This window comes from Magnetococcales bacterium (genome assembly GCA_015231175.1).
GTDB lineage: Bacteria > Pseudomonadota > Magnetococcia > Magnetococcales > DC0425bin3 > HA3dbin3.
In genome coordinates this window covers 1-14,570 of record JADGBZ010000087.1, presented here as the reverse complement: position 1 = coordinate 14,570, position 14,570 = coordinate 1, and the positions used below count along the sequence as shown (strand labels likewise).

The window sequence follows — 14,570 nt, the reverse complement described above, 5'->3', positions numbered from 1 at the left end:
GGACACCCCCCCTGGCAGAAACTGCTTGACAGTCAAGACAGTTGCTGGACCCCGAATGCGTGGCCGGGTGCTGAAGCGTGACTCGTTCATTTCACCTCTTCCCGGTCGAGTCCGCCTGGGTACGCGCCTCGACCAGACTCCGGACAAGGGCCTGAATCTGGTCCATGGGGGCAGGTTTCCGCAGGACGAGAACGTCCCGTGGCAACCCCCCGCGCTTGGTGATCTGTTGGTCGCTCAAGGCGGTCACGACAATCACGGAAGTCTTTTCAAAAGCCGGATTTTCCTTCAATTTGCCGATCATCTGGAAGCCATCCATGGCTGGCATGACCAGATCCGTCACAATGATGTCCGGTTGGTGCATACCGGATTGGATCAAACCATCAAAACCGTTCTCGGCAACGAGAAGCTGGACCTGAACCGGCCACCTTTCAACCATTTTGCGAAAAAAGGCCACATGATCGAGATCATCCTCCACCAGCAGAAGCGTGACCACTTCCTTGTTTTCGCCAATCTGGCCAAGGCTCTCCCGGCGCTGGCGCAGCATGGCGTCGATCTCGCTCATGGGAATCCGGCGGTGCCCCCCGGCTGTCTTCCAGGATTTCAACACCCCCCGATGAATCCAGCTGTGTATGGTGCTCTGGGCAACACCCAACAAATCCCCAGCTTCCGAAGAGGTCACGTAAACCTCCTGGTCACGCGGCATGTTCCAGGTCTCCATAGCTGCCTCGGGTTCATTCCCCCGGGATGGGGGTCTCCTGATCTTGCAAAAACAATGAATCTTCCGGGGATTGTACCCACCCATGCCACCGACTGCAAGGATTTTATCCTCTCCGCAACATCGCCTCCCAACAACCAGATCGGGTCCAGGGGACCGGCTCCCTGGCAGGGCCTTGGACAGCGTCCTGGCGAGGTTCGGGGCAAAGTCCTGACAGAGGTTTTCCTATCCAAACCTTTCTTGAAAAGGTGCTGAATCGTGCCGATTTCTCTTGAACTGCACCCCATCTTCTGGGAACATGCCAGACAAATCTTACAAATCTTACTAATATTGCAGGCCAGCGTCGTCCGTTGCGCCGTCCCCGGAAACGCGGCAAGCCATACCGCTCACCATGTTCGCCTGCGCAAGGGTGCCGCTTCCCCGAAAGAGGTTCCATGTTTACTTGGACAAATACCGTGCCTCTCACAGGTTCCGATGTGATCGAAGGCATGTTCGCTTCATGGTCCATGCGGGAGATTTTTTTCAAGGGGCAGATGGACTTCATTTATTTTGTCTATGGGCTCAGCTTTTTGATTTTGAGCATGGTCTGCCTCACCATGCCCAGGGAGAAAAAGTCACCTCTCTCCTGGCCACTCCTGGGGCAGTTTGCCCTGGTCCATGGCCTGCTGGAGTGGTCGGAGTTGGTCGGGATGGCAGCCGGAGACTCACAGATCTTCCATGCCATACGCATTTTCATACTGACACTTTCGTTTCTCCTGTTGGCCGAGTTCGCCCTGCGGGGTCTGGCCTTCCACGGAAAGCGCTCCTACATCCCGGGATTATCCCTTGTACTGCTGACAGGGGCAGGAGGGGGAGTCTGGCTCCACGGCTGGGAAGCGCTTTCAGCCTCAATCCGATACGGGCTGGCCTTTCCCGCCTGCATGGCAAGCGCCTGGTTGTTGTGGCGGGGATTTCCCCAGGCAGAGAAACAACAGCGTCTCTGGTTGCGATTCGGCGCCTGCACCATGGCGGGGTATGGCCTGGCCAGCGGTCTGGTGATTCCATCCAACGCATTTTGGCTTTCGACTGCACTGAATGCCGAGATGTTTATGCAGTGGACCGGTTTCCCCATTCAGCTTGTCAGGGCCATGATGGCAGGTGGGCTGGCTTTGGCCATCTGGGGCATGGAAGGCACACGCCCCAATTCATCACCACTCTTCCAGAAAAACAAGCACTACTTTGCCATATTCGTGCTCGGTTTTACACTCCTGGCCGGAGGTGGTTGGGCTTTGACCAATACGTTGGGCAAACTTCACCAAACCGACCGGTTGTGGGAACTGCGCCTCAACCTGGAGTCCCTGGTCAACCGCCTGAATCGTGAAATTCATGCCGTCAATGGCGGCGTGGTCGCCCTGGCCGGAATAACGGATGCCCTCTTCGTGGGGAACACCCTGCCACCAGATCGTTTGCAAACAGCGAATCTGGCCGTCGACCAGATCGCCTCCACCGTACAGGATGGCATCGCCTACCTCATGAACAACGACGGGTGGGTTCTGGCGGCTTCCAATCGAACCACCCCAACCAGTTTTGTGGGCAAAAACTACCGCTTTCGCCCCTACTTTCAGCAAGCCGCAGAAGGAAAAATCGGCAATTATTTCGCCTACGGCGCGGCAACTGGAGAACCCGGCTATTACGCATCCGCACCCGTCTTCGCCGAGGATCACAAACAGATCCATGGTGTGGCGGTCATCAAAAAAACCTTGCACCCAGGTGAGTTGGGATTCAAGGAGATCGGCGAGGTTTTCCTGCTGAATGCCGATGGGGTGGCCCTGCTGTCCAGCAGCGACAACTTTACCCCCAGCCCCTTGTGGCCTCTCTCCCCGGAAACGTTGAAAAAACTGGAGCAATCCAAACAGTTTGGATCACTGGTCATAACGGAGCATGTGTTCGACAGAGAGGTGCGGGATGGAGACAGGCTCACCCTTGCGCACAAGCCCCATCTGGCAGGGCGGGCAGCGCTCAACCCGGATGGCTGGTCGCTGCTGCTGTTGAAACCTGAAACATCCACCCTGGTCAATCGCATGTTGGGCATATCCATCACCATGCTGGTCAGTCTGTTGATGCTGGCCTACTACCTGCTGCTCCATCGCGAAACCACCATTTTGTCTGCCGCCAGAAGGATGGCGGAGAGCGCCAGCCAAACAAAATCACTCTTTCTGGCCAACATGAGCCATGAAATTCGCACCCCCATCAATGCCATCATGGGGATGACCCACCTGGTGTCGCAAACCGTTCTGACCGCCCAGCAGCAGCACTACCTTTTCCGCATTGACGAAGCCAGCCGCTCCCTGTTGAACATCATCAACGACATCCTCGATTTCTCCAAAATCGAGGCAGGCAAGATGACGTTGGAAAGCGTCCCTTTTTCCGTGGACAAGGTGGCGGATCAGGTGGCAGCCATGATGGCGCCCAGGTCGCAGGAAAAATCCCTGGAGTTGATCGTTGCCGTTGATCACCGCATCCCCCGTTTGTTGATGGGTGACCCCCTGCGCCTCGGACAGATTCTGCTCAATCTGGTCAGCAACGCCATCAAATTTACCGAACAGGGCGAGGTTTGTTTTGAAATCCAGCTCGTCGGCAGCACCGCAAACGATGCCCAGGTGCTCTTCCAGATACGGGATACGGGCATCGGCATGACTCCCGAACAGGCCGCAAGGCTGTTCAGTGCCTTCAGCCAGGCAGATGCCTCGACCACGCGCCGCTTTGGTGGCACCGGCCTCGGCCTGGCCATCAGTCGTCACCTGGTGGAGCAGATGGGAAGCAGGATGCTGTTGACCAGTGAACCGGGCAAAGGCAGCGTTTTCAGTTTCCAACTCGCACTCCCCCTGGCCAAAGAGGAAAACCTCTCCGAACCCCGGGTCATGCCCTCCCGGCTGGTTGGGTTGCACATCCTGGTAACGGACGATCACCCCGTGGCACGCCGCGTTTGCCGCGACATGCTGGTGCCTTTTCAATGTCAGGTCGAAGAGGCGGAAAATGGTCAACAAGCCGTGGAGCGGGTCGTCCAGGCAGTCGAAAGCACCACCCCTTTCGACATTGTACTCATGGATTGGCAAATGCCGGATCTGGATGGTTTGGAAGCCATCCGCCGCATTCGTGCAACTCTGGGTCAACACGCCCCCATCATGATTCTGGTCACCGCCTATGGCCGCGAGGATCTGATGTCCAACTCGGCCCAGGAGGGGATACCCCATTTCCTGATGAAGCCCGTGACCGCATCAACCCTGGTCGAGATGATCTCCCGTGCCCTGGGCGGAGAAGTCGCCCCTCGTATGCACGGCAACACCCTCCCCCAACAAATGACCGGCAAAAAGGTGTTGCTGGTGGAAGACAACGAAATCAATCAGGAAGTGGCACTGGGGATTCTGCACCAGACCGGCGTCGCAGTCAGTGTTGCCGCCAACGGCATGGAAGCCATCGAAAAAGCCCTTGCAGAGCCGTTCGATGCCATACTCATGGACGTTCAAATGCCCGTCATGGACGGCTACACGGCAACCAAACGTATTCGGCAGGAAGAAAACCTGCAAAGTGTGCCCATCATTGCCATGACAGCCAACGCCATGATGGGAGACCGGGAAATATGCCTGGCAGCCGGTATGAACGACTATATTTCAAAACCCATCGACCCCCGCGCCCTGCATGCCGCACTGACCCAATGGGTTCTGCCGAAAGATCGACAATCACCGAAAATCACCACCGAAGAGTCCACACCTCCATGCCCCGATGGTTTGCCGCCGTTACCAGGCTTTGACACCCGCTCCGCCCTGAGCAACATGGGAGGTGACGTGGATTTGTACAAAAATATTCTCGCCACGTTCGTCCGCACCCAAGGAAATGCCTGCACAACCATGGCCAGCCTGCTGGAAGTCCGGGATTGGCCCACCCTGGAACGCACCGCACACACCCTCAAGGGGGTGTCAGCGACCATCGGTGCCACCGCCTTGAGCAGAATTGCCCAACACATTGAACTCCATGCCAAGAAAGGAAATGAGGAAAAGCCCCTGCACGACCTTGTGGAACAGGCTGCCAGTGAGTTGACCCAGGTTCTCCGGATTATCGGTGCAGCCCTGCCAAAACCAGCGGACGTTGCCCCTGCCGGTCAGGACGGTCCAGGCAACATGGTTGCACTGGCTCCCCTGTTCAGAGAGGCAGCACATCTTTTGCGCAACTATAACTCCCATGCCGAAGCGGTGATCGAAGAGATGGGCAAACTTGTCAAACGCAACAGTGACCGCGAACACATGCACGCTCTGAAGCAACAACTGGACGATTACGACTACGAAAGGTGTCTGAACACCCTGCTGCAATGGGCCACCCAGGCTGGCGTACAGATGGAGGAGTCCGACGGTGATTGAATGCAATCCCGAACGCAAAACTATCCTGGTCGTGGATGACTCCCCCGAAAACATCACCATCCTGAAAAAGGCCTTGGGACGGGAGTATGATATCCGACCGGCTGTCCATGGCCGATCCGCCCTGAAAGCAGCCAGCATCGACCCGCCACCGGATTTGATCTTGTTGGATGTCATGATGCCGGAGATGGATGGCTATGCCGTTTGCCGCCACCTGAAGAGCGACAGCCGCACCCGGGACATTCCAGTCATCTTTGTGACCGGAAAGGCCCAGGAGGCGGACGAACTCCAGGGGCTGGAGCTGGGCGCGGTGGATTACATCACCAAACCCTTCTCCCTCCCGATCGTCCTGGCCCGGGTCAAGACTCACCTGGCCCTGCGCGAGGCCCAACACACCATCGAAAACCAAAACAATGCGCTCAGAACGGAACGGGAGCTGATTGAAAACATTGTCCTGCGCATGCGGTCAGCCGACCATCTGGATGGACGCCATCTACGTTACCTCTTCTCTCCCGTGGAACAAACTGCGGGAGACTTGATTCTTTCGGCCTTCGCACCGGACGGCAGGCAGTTGGTCCTGTTGGGCGATTTTACCGGCCATGGCCTGCCGGCGGCCATTGGCGGTCCCCTGGTTTCCTATATTTTCATGACCCTCGTCATGCGGGGGGAGCAGGCGCCAACTCTTTTCCGCGAGATCAACAACCAATTGGAGAGCCGTCTGCCGACAGGTATCTTTTTTGCCTCCTGCCTGGTGGAAGTGGAAAAAAACCGGCGCGGCATCACAGTCCTGAATGCCGGCTTGCACCCCTGTCTGGTCATCCGGGGCCAAACAAAGATTCTGGAAATCACGTCGCAATTTCATCCCCTGGGCATCACCAGGATTGACCAACCCATCAACCCCACCACCCCCGTGAATCTGGAACCGGGAGACAAAATTTATCTCCTCACCGACGGCATCGTCGAAGCCTGCTCCAAAAACGGCAACATGTTCGACAACCACCGCCTGGAAGCATTTTTGACCAACCAGGTCGCCCTGGGATCTCCCCTGGAGGCCATCTTCGACGTGCTCCGGGATTTTTGCGCCACGCACCCATACGAGGATGACATCACCCTGGTGGAGATTCAGCTATGAATGCACAATACGGGCATGGAAAGGAGGGGCATCCCCATAAAATGGGCACTGTGTTGGTTGTCGATGATGCACCGGAAAGCATCAACACCATTCGCAACGCCCTGGCCTCCCATTTCCAGATTCTCGTGGCCACCCGGGGGGAGATGGCCCTGAAAGTGGTCCGGCAGACCCTGCCCGACATCATCCTCCTGGATATCCTTATGCCCGGCATGGATGGCTACGCAACCTGCCAGCATCTCAAGTCGAACCCGAACACCGCCGACATTCCGATCCTTTTCCTGACCGCCAAGCAGGATTTTGCGGACGAAACCATGGGATTGGCCATGGGCGCCATGGATTACATCCGCAAACCCTCCAGTTCCGCCATTGTCCTGGCACGGGTGAAAAATATTCATGATCTCGTGGTTGCCAAAAGGGAGCTGGAGAAAAAAAATCATGCCCTGGAAAAGGCCCTGAAAATTCGCGAGGATATCGAACAACTCTCCCGCCATGACCTGAAAGGCCCCCTGGCTGCCATCATTGGCGTGCCGGAGGTGATGCGGGAGGATCCCAACCTGACCGAAGGACAAAAAAGCCTGCTGAGCATGGTGGAACGAAACGGCTATACCCTGCTGGAAATGATCAACCGTTCCACGGATCTGATCAAAATGGAATCGGGCCAGTACACGTTGCACCCGGAAACATTTGACCTGCTCCACGAAGTGGAAAAAATCGTCCACGACCTGCGCCACCATCTTGCAGGCAAGAAAGTGCGGATCATCGTGCAGTGCGACAGGGTTGAGGATCCTGTTCACTCTTTTCCGGTCATGGGTGAAAAAATGCTGTGTTATCCCATGCTGTACAATCTGCTGTTGAACGCCATCGAAGCCTCACCGGGTGAGGAGACCATCCAGGTGGCGTTGCGCCGCCAGGCAGACGTAAACATCCTGCAAATCACCAATGCCGGCGTCGTACCGGAGAATATTCGGGAAAGGTTTTTCGAAAAATATGTGACCTCGGGAAAGGAGCACGGCACGGGTCTGGGCACCTATTCCGCCTGGCTGGTGTCCAGGGTACACGGCGGCGCCATCACCCTGGACGCCTCGCGCCAGGGGATGACCACCGTCACGGTGACACTGCCCACATCACTCCCGATCAACCCCCCGGATGGCAAACCGCCGGATCCGTAGACCCCCACGCCCTGCGCCACCCCGTCACTCCGGTCATCATCCCGGTTGTTTGGTCGTGGCCCCGGTTCCGGTATCGGCCAGGGTAGAGGCCTGGTGCATCACAACGCGGTTGCGCCCCTCCTGTTTGGCCCGGTACAAGGAGAGATCGGCCAACTTGACCACCTCCCAAAAATCTTCATGGTCTGTCGGATAGTTGGCCACACCGATGGAAAGGGTTTTTTTCAAAACCACCCCAGGTAGGACAATCTCCAGATTGGCCACGGCGAAACGAATCTTTTCGGAGACATGTTCCCCGCTGTTGCCGGCAGTCTCCTGCAAGACAACCATGAACTCCTCCCCGCCATAACGAATGACCAGATCGGAGGTACGCACCTGCTCGGCCAGTTCGCGGGCGATGGCACGCAGCACCGAATCACCGGCATCGTGACCATAGGTGTCGTTGACCGGCTTGAAGTGGTCCAGATCGATCATGAGAACCGAGATGCGATGACTCTTGCGTCTGGCCGTGGCCACAAGCGTCTCGACATACTCCTCCAGGAAACGGCGATTGTGCAAGCCGGTCAAGGGATCCCGCAAAGCGGTCTCGCGCAGCGTGTCCATCAGGCGTTTGGCCTCCACCACCGGGGCCGATTCGCGCAGATAGACCTGAATGAAGGGGATCAACAGCTCATAAAGCTGCACGTGTTCCCGCTCCACGACAAGCTGCACCACGTTGCCCACCATACCCGAGTGCATGATCGGCAGACAAATATGCCCAAGGCCGGCTTCCGTATCCTGACTGGAAAACATGCTGCACATGAAAGGATCCTTGAAGGAGTCGATGCGGTGGCTCGTGCGTTGGGCCCGGCAGAGATCGGCCTGGAAAAGAACCTGCTCATGGCACCAGCAAACAGGTGCGTCGGGGTCGCCGTTCACCACCATGGGCTTGATATGGTTCCTGGAGGAGCTGATTTCATAAATGGTAAACGTCTTGATACCGAATTGATTGCTCAAAATACGCGCAATGCGCAGGTAGACCTCACGGGTGGTCCGATCCTCTTCGACGGCCTGTTTGAATTGGGCCACCTCCACCAGGGCATCGACCATTTCGATCGTCGTGACGAGGAGATTGGTGTTACCGCGCAGATCGTACTGGATGAGGCGGGCAACTTCCTGACTGATGTTGCTCAGATTTTCCTGGAGGTAAGTCATCAACCAATTGAGATCACGCGCAATTTCTCCCATTTCGTCCCGGGATTCACACACCACCCGGGCGTGGAAATTGCCATCCTTGGCCATGGCCACCACCTCCTGGACCCGATGGGCCACCAAAGCCACCGGAGCCACCTGACCACGAAAAAACAGGGCAGCCAGAATGGCAAAGCCAATGATGAGAGAGGAGAGAACCAGAATGGTAAAGATGGCCTGATGTTTCAGTTGAGCCAGGGAGAGGGTGATGGTAATGGCGCCCAGAACAGCGCCATTTTCCACCTGATGGCACTGACGGCAATTGGGGTTGCCGCCAGCCCTGGCCACGAAGGGAATGGTTCCGCGGAAGGAGGTTCCACCGCCACCATCCAGCATGGTGAAATAAGGAAGGCCGGTGCGCAGAACTTCCGCTTCGATGGTATCCGGCCCGCTTTCCAGGGACAAACCCGGACCAAATTGCTGTATGACTTCCGGTCCCCGAACGACACGCGCACCCAGGAGGCCCTTGACATCACGCAGCCGTTCAAGAAATGACTGCCGATGGGCGATGACTCCGTTGATCATCTGTTCGGTCAAGCTGACCCGAACGACCTCGGCCACGGCACGGACCTGCTCTTCGGCGGTGGCCAGGGAAAATTGCCGAAACGAAAGCAGGCTGGCCGGAATAAGGAGCAGAATCAGACCCGCAAACAGCCCCACGGTCAGGACCGTGATTTTGGTCTTGAGACGCATGGCCCCGAATCCTCGGGCTGCTCAGGAGGGGGGACGGGCTGCGGCGCGTTCCGCCAAATCCAGCAGACGTTGTGCCTGGCGGACATGCAGTCGTTCGATGAGACGTCCATCCAGGAGACAAATCTCCTCGCCCTGGTCGCGTGCCGCCTGCCAGGCGGCGACCAGGCGCCGGGCACGTTCCACAGCTGCCGGTGCAGGCATGAAGGCCTGGTTGGCAACCACCACCTGGCTGGGATGGATGACGGTCTTGCCATCAAATCCAAGCCGAACCCCCTGTCGGCACTGGGCCACCATGCCATCCGGGTCTTTAAGATTCAGGAAAACACCATCGATGACGGCAACTCCGGCGGCACGAGCAGCCAGGATGACCTGTTGCAGGGCATATTGGAGGGGCTCCCGCTCCGGGGTTGACTCCACTCCCAAGGCCTCACCCAGATCGGAGGTTCCCAAAACCAGACAGGCGACACGAGGATGCCGGGCAATGGCATGGGCATGGATAACCCCCAAAGGGGATTCGATCATCGCCCATACCGGACAAGGCGCCCGTCCCTTTTCAAGTTGTCCCAGAAGAAGGTCAAGATCGGTCAGATCCTCGACCCGATCCACCTTGGGAACAGTGATGGCCTCCGGGGAACCGGGGAAGACGGCTGTCACATCGTCGCGCCACAGATCGGTCTGGATGCCGTTGATGCGCACCGTCCGAAAAAGCGACTTGCCATCGACTTGCCGCAAAAATTCCAGCGTATGGCCCCGGGCTGCAACCTTGGCTTCCGGTGCAACGGAGTCTTCCAAATCCAGAATGAGGGCATCCGCGCCCAATCCTGGCGCTTTGGCCAAAGCTTTGGTATTGGATCCAGGGACGTAAAGAACAGAGCGCAACAGGGGCGACGCGATTTCGGACATTCCAGCCACCTTGTTCATTGCCATCATGGGAACGACACGCCTCAAAAAAAACAGGGGGTCATTCTACCCGCATTTCCCCACCGATGGCAGGAAAATCAAACACCGACAGCAGAGTAGGCAACCACCCGCAAAAAGGGGTAACCATGCAGCGGATGATCCGTTATGCCGCGTAAAAAATCGGCGCACGCCCTGACCGACGTGCAGAAACGCCGTATCCAGACCATTCGTGACGGACGCCTGGCCCGTTGGGAGGGAAAGCGGCAAAAAAATCTTGCTTCCCTGTCGGAGGGTTTTCTGGGGGAGACCCGGGAAGGTCTCGTGATGGCCCACTTCGGTGCGCATGTGGAGGTGGAGGACGCCGAAGGAAATCGTTGCCAGTGCGCCGTGCGAGAAAGCGTGACGGAGAATCCAGTCTGCGGTGATCGGGTGCTCTGGCAACCATCGGCCAACGGCCAGGGTGTGGTGACCGATCTGCAACCAAGACGCTCGGTTCTGCGGCGGCCCGGCCCTTATGAACGCTTGCAAACCTTCGCCGCGAATGTCGACCAGATGGTGATCACCACCACCGCAGCCTTTCCCAATCCCCATCTGCTGGATCGCTATCTGGTGGCGGCTTCCGCAGCAGGGGTCGATCCGCTCCTGGCGATCAACAAGAGCGACCTTGTCGACCAGATCCAGGGTTTGGAACACATCCTGGCGCCGTATCGGCAAATCGGTGTCCCCATGCTGAAACTTTCCGCCACACAGGGAAGCGGGCTGGTGGAACTGGAAAAGGCTCTGCGCGGACGGACCTCGGTCTTCGTGGGACAATCAGGTGTTGGAAAGTCGTCCTTGATCGCCCAATGGATCGTCGATCCCACGTTACGGGTAGGGCTCATCAACCCGGTTACCGGCAAGGGCCGACACACCACCTCCGTGGCACGTCTTTATGCGCTCTCCTGCGGCGGACGCCTGATCGACTCCCCCGGCGTGCGGGAGTTCAATCTGCACGGCGTCCCCCCCGAAGATGTCCCCCGACACTTTCCGGAAGTACGCCCCCTGCTGGGCGGCTGTCGGTTTCCGGATTGCCAGCACCGGCAGGAACCGGGCTGCCTGGTTTTGGCAGCCCTGAGTGCCGGGACGATCCATCCCGAGCGGTTGGCCAGCCTGCACCGCATCGTGGACTCCCTGCTTCATAACCGATCGGTGGGATCGCAGCAAAAAAGACAGGGAGGAAAATATGGGTAACCAGTTATGAAAACCTCGATATGAAAGCCTTTCTCAGGACTTCGCCCCGAACCCCACCAGGACTCTGTCCTGGACCTGCCAGGGAGCCAGCCCCCTGGACCTCAATTCGTTGCCGGGTGGTGAATAATGACCCAATATCGATGCTCCGGGTCGGCAGCACCGGCTGCCCTACTGGAGGATCGGATCCACGGTCATCGGCGTGCCCTTCGCCATCGGGAGCGGCGTGAAAGCACCCATCGTCGTGGGAAGCGACGTGAGCACAGCGGGTTCCTTCGACGCTACGGCAGACACCACACCACCCGCAACCACATCGGAAGGCTCCTTCGGGAGCGTTGCCGAGACCACACCACCCGCAACCGCATCGGAAGGCTCCTTCGGGAATGCCGCCGAGATCACACCACCAGTACCGGAAGGCGTGGATGAGCACCCCCCCCTTTTTGCCCGGCAATTGGCCGCCAGAACAGTCCGCTGCCACTCCCGCAGGGAGACGAAACGATAACGCTCCTTCTCGGCAGCGGCCAGCACCTCCGGCAATGCTTTGAGGGTGGTCTCATGTTTGCTGTGAAACAACAGCACGGCGCCAGGATGAAATTGCCGAATCACACTCCTGGCCATGGTCGCGGCACTGATGCCAGTCCAATCCCGGGAGTCGACGGACCAGAGAATGGTTTGCATCCCCTGCGCCTTGGCGGCCTGAACAACCCTGTCATTGAACGCACCAAACGGCGGTCGAAACCACTTCACCGCCACGCCTAAACCGTTGGCTACATCCCCACCCAGTTTCAGATCTTCCTTCAGGCTGGCCTCCGAAGAACAACTCAACCTCTGATGCCGGTAGGAATGATAGCCAACCTCATGCTCGGCTGCGATCACTCGTTGCACTATGCCCGGCATGGCTTTCATCTTGTAGCCAATATAAAAAAAGGTGGCAGAAACGTTGTGAGTCTTGAGCAGGGCAACAATATCCAGATCCCTCTCCACCGGACCATCATCAAAGGTCAGAACCATGACGCGATCTTCCGACGCAGTAAGTTGGTTGGCAGCAAGGGTGACCTCCCCGCCGGGAGTGGGGTGGCGGGAATTGATGGGCGAAGAGTGGCAGCTGACAACATGATGATCCGCGCTCGCCAAACCCCCTTCCGCCAGGGAAACCATGTTGACACCAAAAAAGACGAGGAGGATGCCAATCAGTCGAACAAACGAAATGTTCATAAAAAAATATGGCTCCACTCAATCTGCATGAACACCGGTCGATAAAGACAGGCGCCCCCCCGGGGGATTTTCCAGCCGAATCACCCGGAGGGTTACGCAATCAGTGCGCCAATATTCTCTCACTTTGAAACGATTCAGCACCCGCGTGGGGAGTCGCTTGATCTGGCACCAGCGCGAAAAAACGTCTTGTTGCTTCCCTCCAAATCGACCTGCGCGTCGAACCGATCATGGATCGCCATAACCAAGTGCTCGCCTATAGCCTGCATGGCAGGCGTCATGTCGCTGGCCCGTTCTGCAAACCCATCCAGCACGCTCTGCACGGCGCTGGCATCGATGTCGAGCTGGAGGGTGCACGTTTTGGAAGGCTTGACCATGACCACACTCACCTACGCCGGACGCGCCCTCCCCTGCGGAAACATCTCGATGGCCATCGATGAGGGGTCTCAATTTTGGGTTGCGACCGTGGACGTTTTGGACATGGATACATTTTTTTTTATGCAGATGGACGCGCCTTTTTCCATCGATTATAACGGAGGAACATTTCATTTTATTGTCGATTCCCGGCAGCGGGAGAGGGCGTTTGGCGAGCTGCGGATGACGGTCACGGGCATCTCGCCTGCGGCGCGTCTGGCAGCGCCACGGGCTTCCGCACGCATCCTGACCCGGTTGGCAGAGGCTGGCGGGGCAGGCATGGACATAGAGAGTCTGGAAAGGTCCACCGGATTGGACCGCAAGCAAATCGCCAACGCCGGTGCCTTGCTGGTGCGCCGGGGATTGATGAGCCGGGCCAAGGCGGGGGTGTATGTCATCACCGAAGCTGGTCTTTTGGCTGTGGAGGCTGGGATGGCACCACGACCAGGGCCGCGAGGCAGTCGATGTGTCACGGAGGTGTGGCGCACCAGTCTGCGGGCGCGCACCTGGGCAGGGGCATCAGCCGCCACGCCCTTGTGCGCCGGAGGTGTGGGGGATGGCGCTGGGGCAGATGCTGGGGCAGGCCGAGACCGGGCGGGTCAAGCGGCCGGTTTTATCGCATGGCTATCTGATCGCCATCGCCTACGCCCTGGCCGACAAGGCGCATGCCGAGGCGGAAAAGCGCGTCGAGGCCGAGCGGCGCGGTGTGGTGCGGATATCGGATGCGCCGTCGGATGTTGAAAGATGCGGGACTGATCGAAGCCGTGTGCCGGGATGGGTTTGGCAGGATGGAGTGTGTCGCCAGCAACCTGACTTGGGCCGGACAGGAGTTTTTGGAGGAAATCCGTTCCGAGCACTCCTGGAACCGGATCCTGGAGACCATCAAGAAAAACGGTCTGGAAATCACTTTTGGTGCCATCAAGGCGGCAGCAGGGGCGATTCTTGCCAAAACTTTCAGCGGAGGATGATGCATGGACCATCAAGAGCTGCGAAAACAACTGATCAGGCACGAAGGGATGCGGCTGAAGCCATACCGCTGCACCGCCGGGAAACTCACCATCGGGGTAGGGCGCAATCTCGATGACCGCAGCATCACGAAATCGGAGGCTTACGTCCTGCTGGATGCGGACATCAAGAACGCGGTCGTGGGGTGTCTCCGGCCTGCTGACCACCATCGGTACGGCGATCATCAAGGCCAGGCTTGGCGGTGCCTGACCATGGCCTTTCCCCGAGAGAGGCGCACCCGCGTGCGCGCTGCCTACGTGCATGGCAGGACGCTGGAGGATGCCGCCCGGGAGTGCAGTGTCTCCCTGGCCACGGCGCGCAAATGGCGCTCGGAGGCACACGCACACTGAATGGACGGCGCATCACGCATGCCCTGGTCCAACTGGATGATGCCCATCCACTGGATACCTTGGAGCAAACCATCGCCGAAAATAACCTGGATTGGCTGGTGGTGGCCATGCAGGGCGCCCTTCCCGGTCCTGACG

The 14,570-nt window shown here is 58.1% G+C and carries 13 protein-coding genes; 8 read left to right on the top strand and 5 right to left on the bottom strand.

Annotated features, from left to right (window positions below):
* Positions 1-91: 91 nt before the first annotated feature.
* Positions 92-703, bottom strand: a complete 612-nt coding sequence (locus HQL63_13945) for a response regulator (GenBank protein ID MBF0177931.1) — start codon at positions 701-703, stop codon at positions 92-94.
* A 446-nt stretch (positions 704-1,149) separates the two neighbouring features.
* Here HQL63_13945 and HQL63_13940 point away from each other — a divergent pair, with 446 nt between their 5' ends.
* From HQL63_13940 to HQL63_13930, 3 genes are read left to right on the top strand one after another with little or no spacing between them, the layout of a single operon-like run.
* Positions 1,150-5,109 carry a response regulator gene (locus HQL63_13940; protein MBF0177930.1) on the top strand — a complete coding sequence of 1,320 codons (3,960 nt, stop codon included), beginning with the start codon at positions 1,150-1,152 and terminating at the stop codon, positions 5,107-5,109.
* Positions 5,102-6,238 carry a SpoIIE family protein phosphatase gene (locus tag HQL63_13935; GenBank protein MBF0177929.1) on the top strand — a complete coding sequence of 379 codons (1,137 nt, stop codon included), beginning with the start codon at positions 5,102-5,104 and terminating at the stop codon, positions 6,236-6,238. Before HQL63_13940 ends, HQL63_13935 begins: the two co-directional genes overlap by 8 nt.
* Positions 6,235-7,407 (top strand): response regulator, encoded by a 1,173-nt coding sequence (locus tag HQL63_13930; GenBank protein MBF0177928.1) that lies wholly within the window; start codon positions 6,235-6,237, stop codon positions 7,405-7,407. Before HQL63_13935 ends, HQL63_13930 begins: the two co-directional genes overlap by 4 nt.
* Before the next feature lie 36 nt (positions 7,408-7,443).
* Here the strand turns inward: HQL63_13930 and HQL63_13925 are convergent, their stop codons facing one another.
* On the bottom strand, positions 7,444-9,327 hold the full coding sequence (locus HQL63_13925; GenBank protein MBF0177927.1) for a diguanylate cyclase: 1,884 nt from the start codon (positions 9,325-9,327) through the stop codon (positions 7,444-7,446).
* Between the two features lie 21 nt (positions 9,328-9,348).
* Entirely contained in the window at positions 9,349-10,230 is an 882-nt protein-coding gene (locus HQL63_13920; GenBank protein MBF0177926.1) for a CoA ester lyase, read from the bottom strand.
* A 162-nt stretch (positions 10,231-10,392) separates the two neighbouring features.
* Between HQL63_13920 and rsgA the strand changes: the two genes are divergently transcribed.
* Complete coding sequence (rsgA, locus tag HQL63_13915; GenBank protein ID MBF0177925.1) at positions 10,393-11,457, top strand: ribosome small subunit-dependent GTPase A; 1,065 nt, start codon at positions 10,393-10,395, stop codon at positions 11,455-11,457.
* 168 nt (positions 11,458-11,625) lie between these two features.
* Here rsgA and HQL63_13910 read toward each other — a convergent pair whose 3' ends face one another.
* Positions 11,626-12,669: a polysaccharide deacetylase family protein gene (locus HQL63_13910; protein MBF0177924.1), complete on the bottom strand. Its 1,044-nt coding sequence runs from the start codon at positions 12,667-12,669 to the stop codon at positions 11,626-11,628.
* A gap of 134 nt (positions 12,670-12,803) precedes the next feature.
* Positions 12,804-13,043: a hypothetical protein gene (locus tag HQL63_13905; protein MBF0177923.1), complete on the bottom strand. Its 240-nt coding sequence runs from the start codon at positions 13,041-13,043 to the stop codon at positions 12,804-12,806.
* On the opposite strand from HQL63_13905, the gene HQL63_13900 reads away from it, so the two are divergent.
* From HQL63_13900 to HQL63_13885, 4 genes are all read left to right on the top strand, one after another.
* On the top strand, positions 13,042-13,821 hold the full coding sequence (locus HQL63_13900) for a hypothetical protein (GenBank protein MBF0177922.1): 780 nt from the start codon (positions 13,042-13,044) through the stop codon (positions 13,819-13,821). The two genes, HQL63_13905 and HQL63_13900, sit on opposite strands and share 2 nt — an antisense overlap.
* Positions 13,815-14,048: a DUF2513 domain-containing protein gene (locus tag HQL63_13895; GenBank protein ID MBF0177921.1), complete on the top strand. Its 234-nt coding sequence runs from the start codon at positions 13,815-13,817 to the stop codon at positions 14,046-14,048. The genes HQL63_13900 and HQL63_13895 overlap by 7 nt, the downstream gene beginning before the upstream one ends.
* A gap of 3 nt (positions 14,049-14,051) precedes the next feature.
* Positions 14,052-14,435 carry a DUF1804 family protein gene (locus HQL63_13890; protein ID MBF0177920.1) on the top strand — a complete coding sequence of 128 codons (384 nt, stop codon included), beginning with the start codon at positions 14,052-14,054 and terminating at the stop codon, positions 14,433-14,435.
* A partial coding sequence (locus HQL63_13885; protein MBF0177919.1) for a hypothetical protein occupies positions 14,408-14,570 on the top strand: 163 nt, incomplete at its 3' end. The genes HQL63_13890 and HQL63_13885, both read left to right, overlap by 28 nt.

Bases quoted from the DNA above. Each gene is read 5' to 3' on its own strand.
- HQL63_13945 (MBF0177931.1), bottom strand. From the start codon at position 703: ATGCCGCGTGACCAGGAGGTTTACGTGACCTCTTCGGAAGCTGGGGAT.
- HQL63_13940 (MBF0177930.1), top strand. From the start codon at position 1,150: ATGTTTACTTGGACAAATACCGTGCCTCTCACAGGTTCCGATGTGATC.
- HQL63_13930 (MBF0177928.1), top strand. From the start codon at position 6,235: ATGAATGCACAATACGGGCATGGAAAGGAGGGGCATCCCCATAAAATG.
- HQL63_13925 (MBF0177927.1), bottom strand. From the start codon at position 9,327: ATGCGTCTCAAGACCAAAATCACGGTCCTGACCGTGGGGCTGTTTGCG.
- HQL63_13920 (MBF0177926.1), bottom strand. From the start codon at position 10,230: ATGTCCGAAATCGCGTCGCCCCTGTTGCGCTCTGTTCTTTACGTCCCT.
- rsgA (MBF0177925.1), top strand. From the start codon at position 10,393: ATGCCGCGTAAAAAATCGGCGCACGCCCTGACCGACGTGCAGAAACGC.
- HQL63_13910 (MBF0177924.1), bottom strand. From the start codon at position 12,669: ATGAACATTTCGTTTGTTCGACTGATTGGCATCCTCCTCGTCTTTTTT.
- HQL63_13900 (MBF0177922.1), top strand. From the start codon at position 13,042: ATGACCACACTCACCTACGCCGGACGCGCCCTCCCCTGCGGAAACATC.
- HQL63_13905 (MBF0177923.1), bottom strand. From the start codon at position 13,043: ATGGTCAAGCCTTCCAAAACGTGCACCCTCCAGCTCGACATCGATGCC.
- HQL63_13895 (MBF0177921.1), top strand. From the start codon at position 13,815: ATGTTGAAAGATGCGGGACTGATCGAAGCCGTGTGCCGGGATGGGTTT.
- HQL63_13890 (MBF0177920.1), top strand. From the start codon at position 14,052: ATGGACCATCAAGAGCTGCGAAAACAACTGATCAGGCACGAAGGGATG.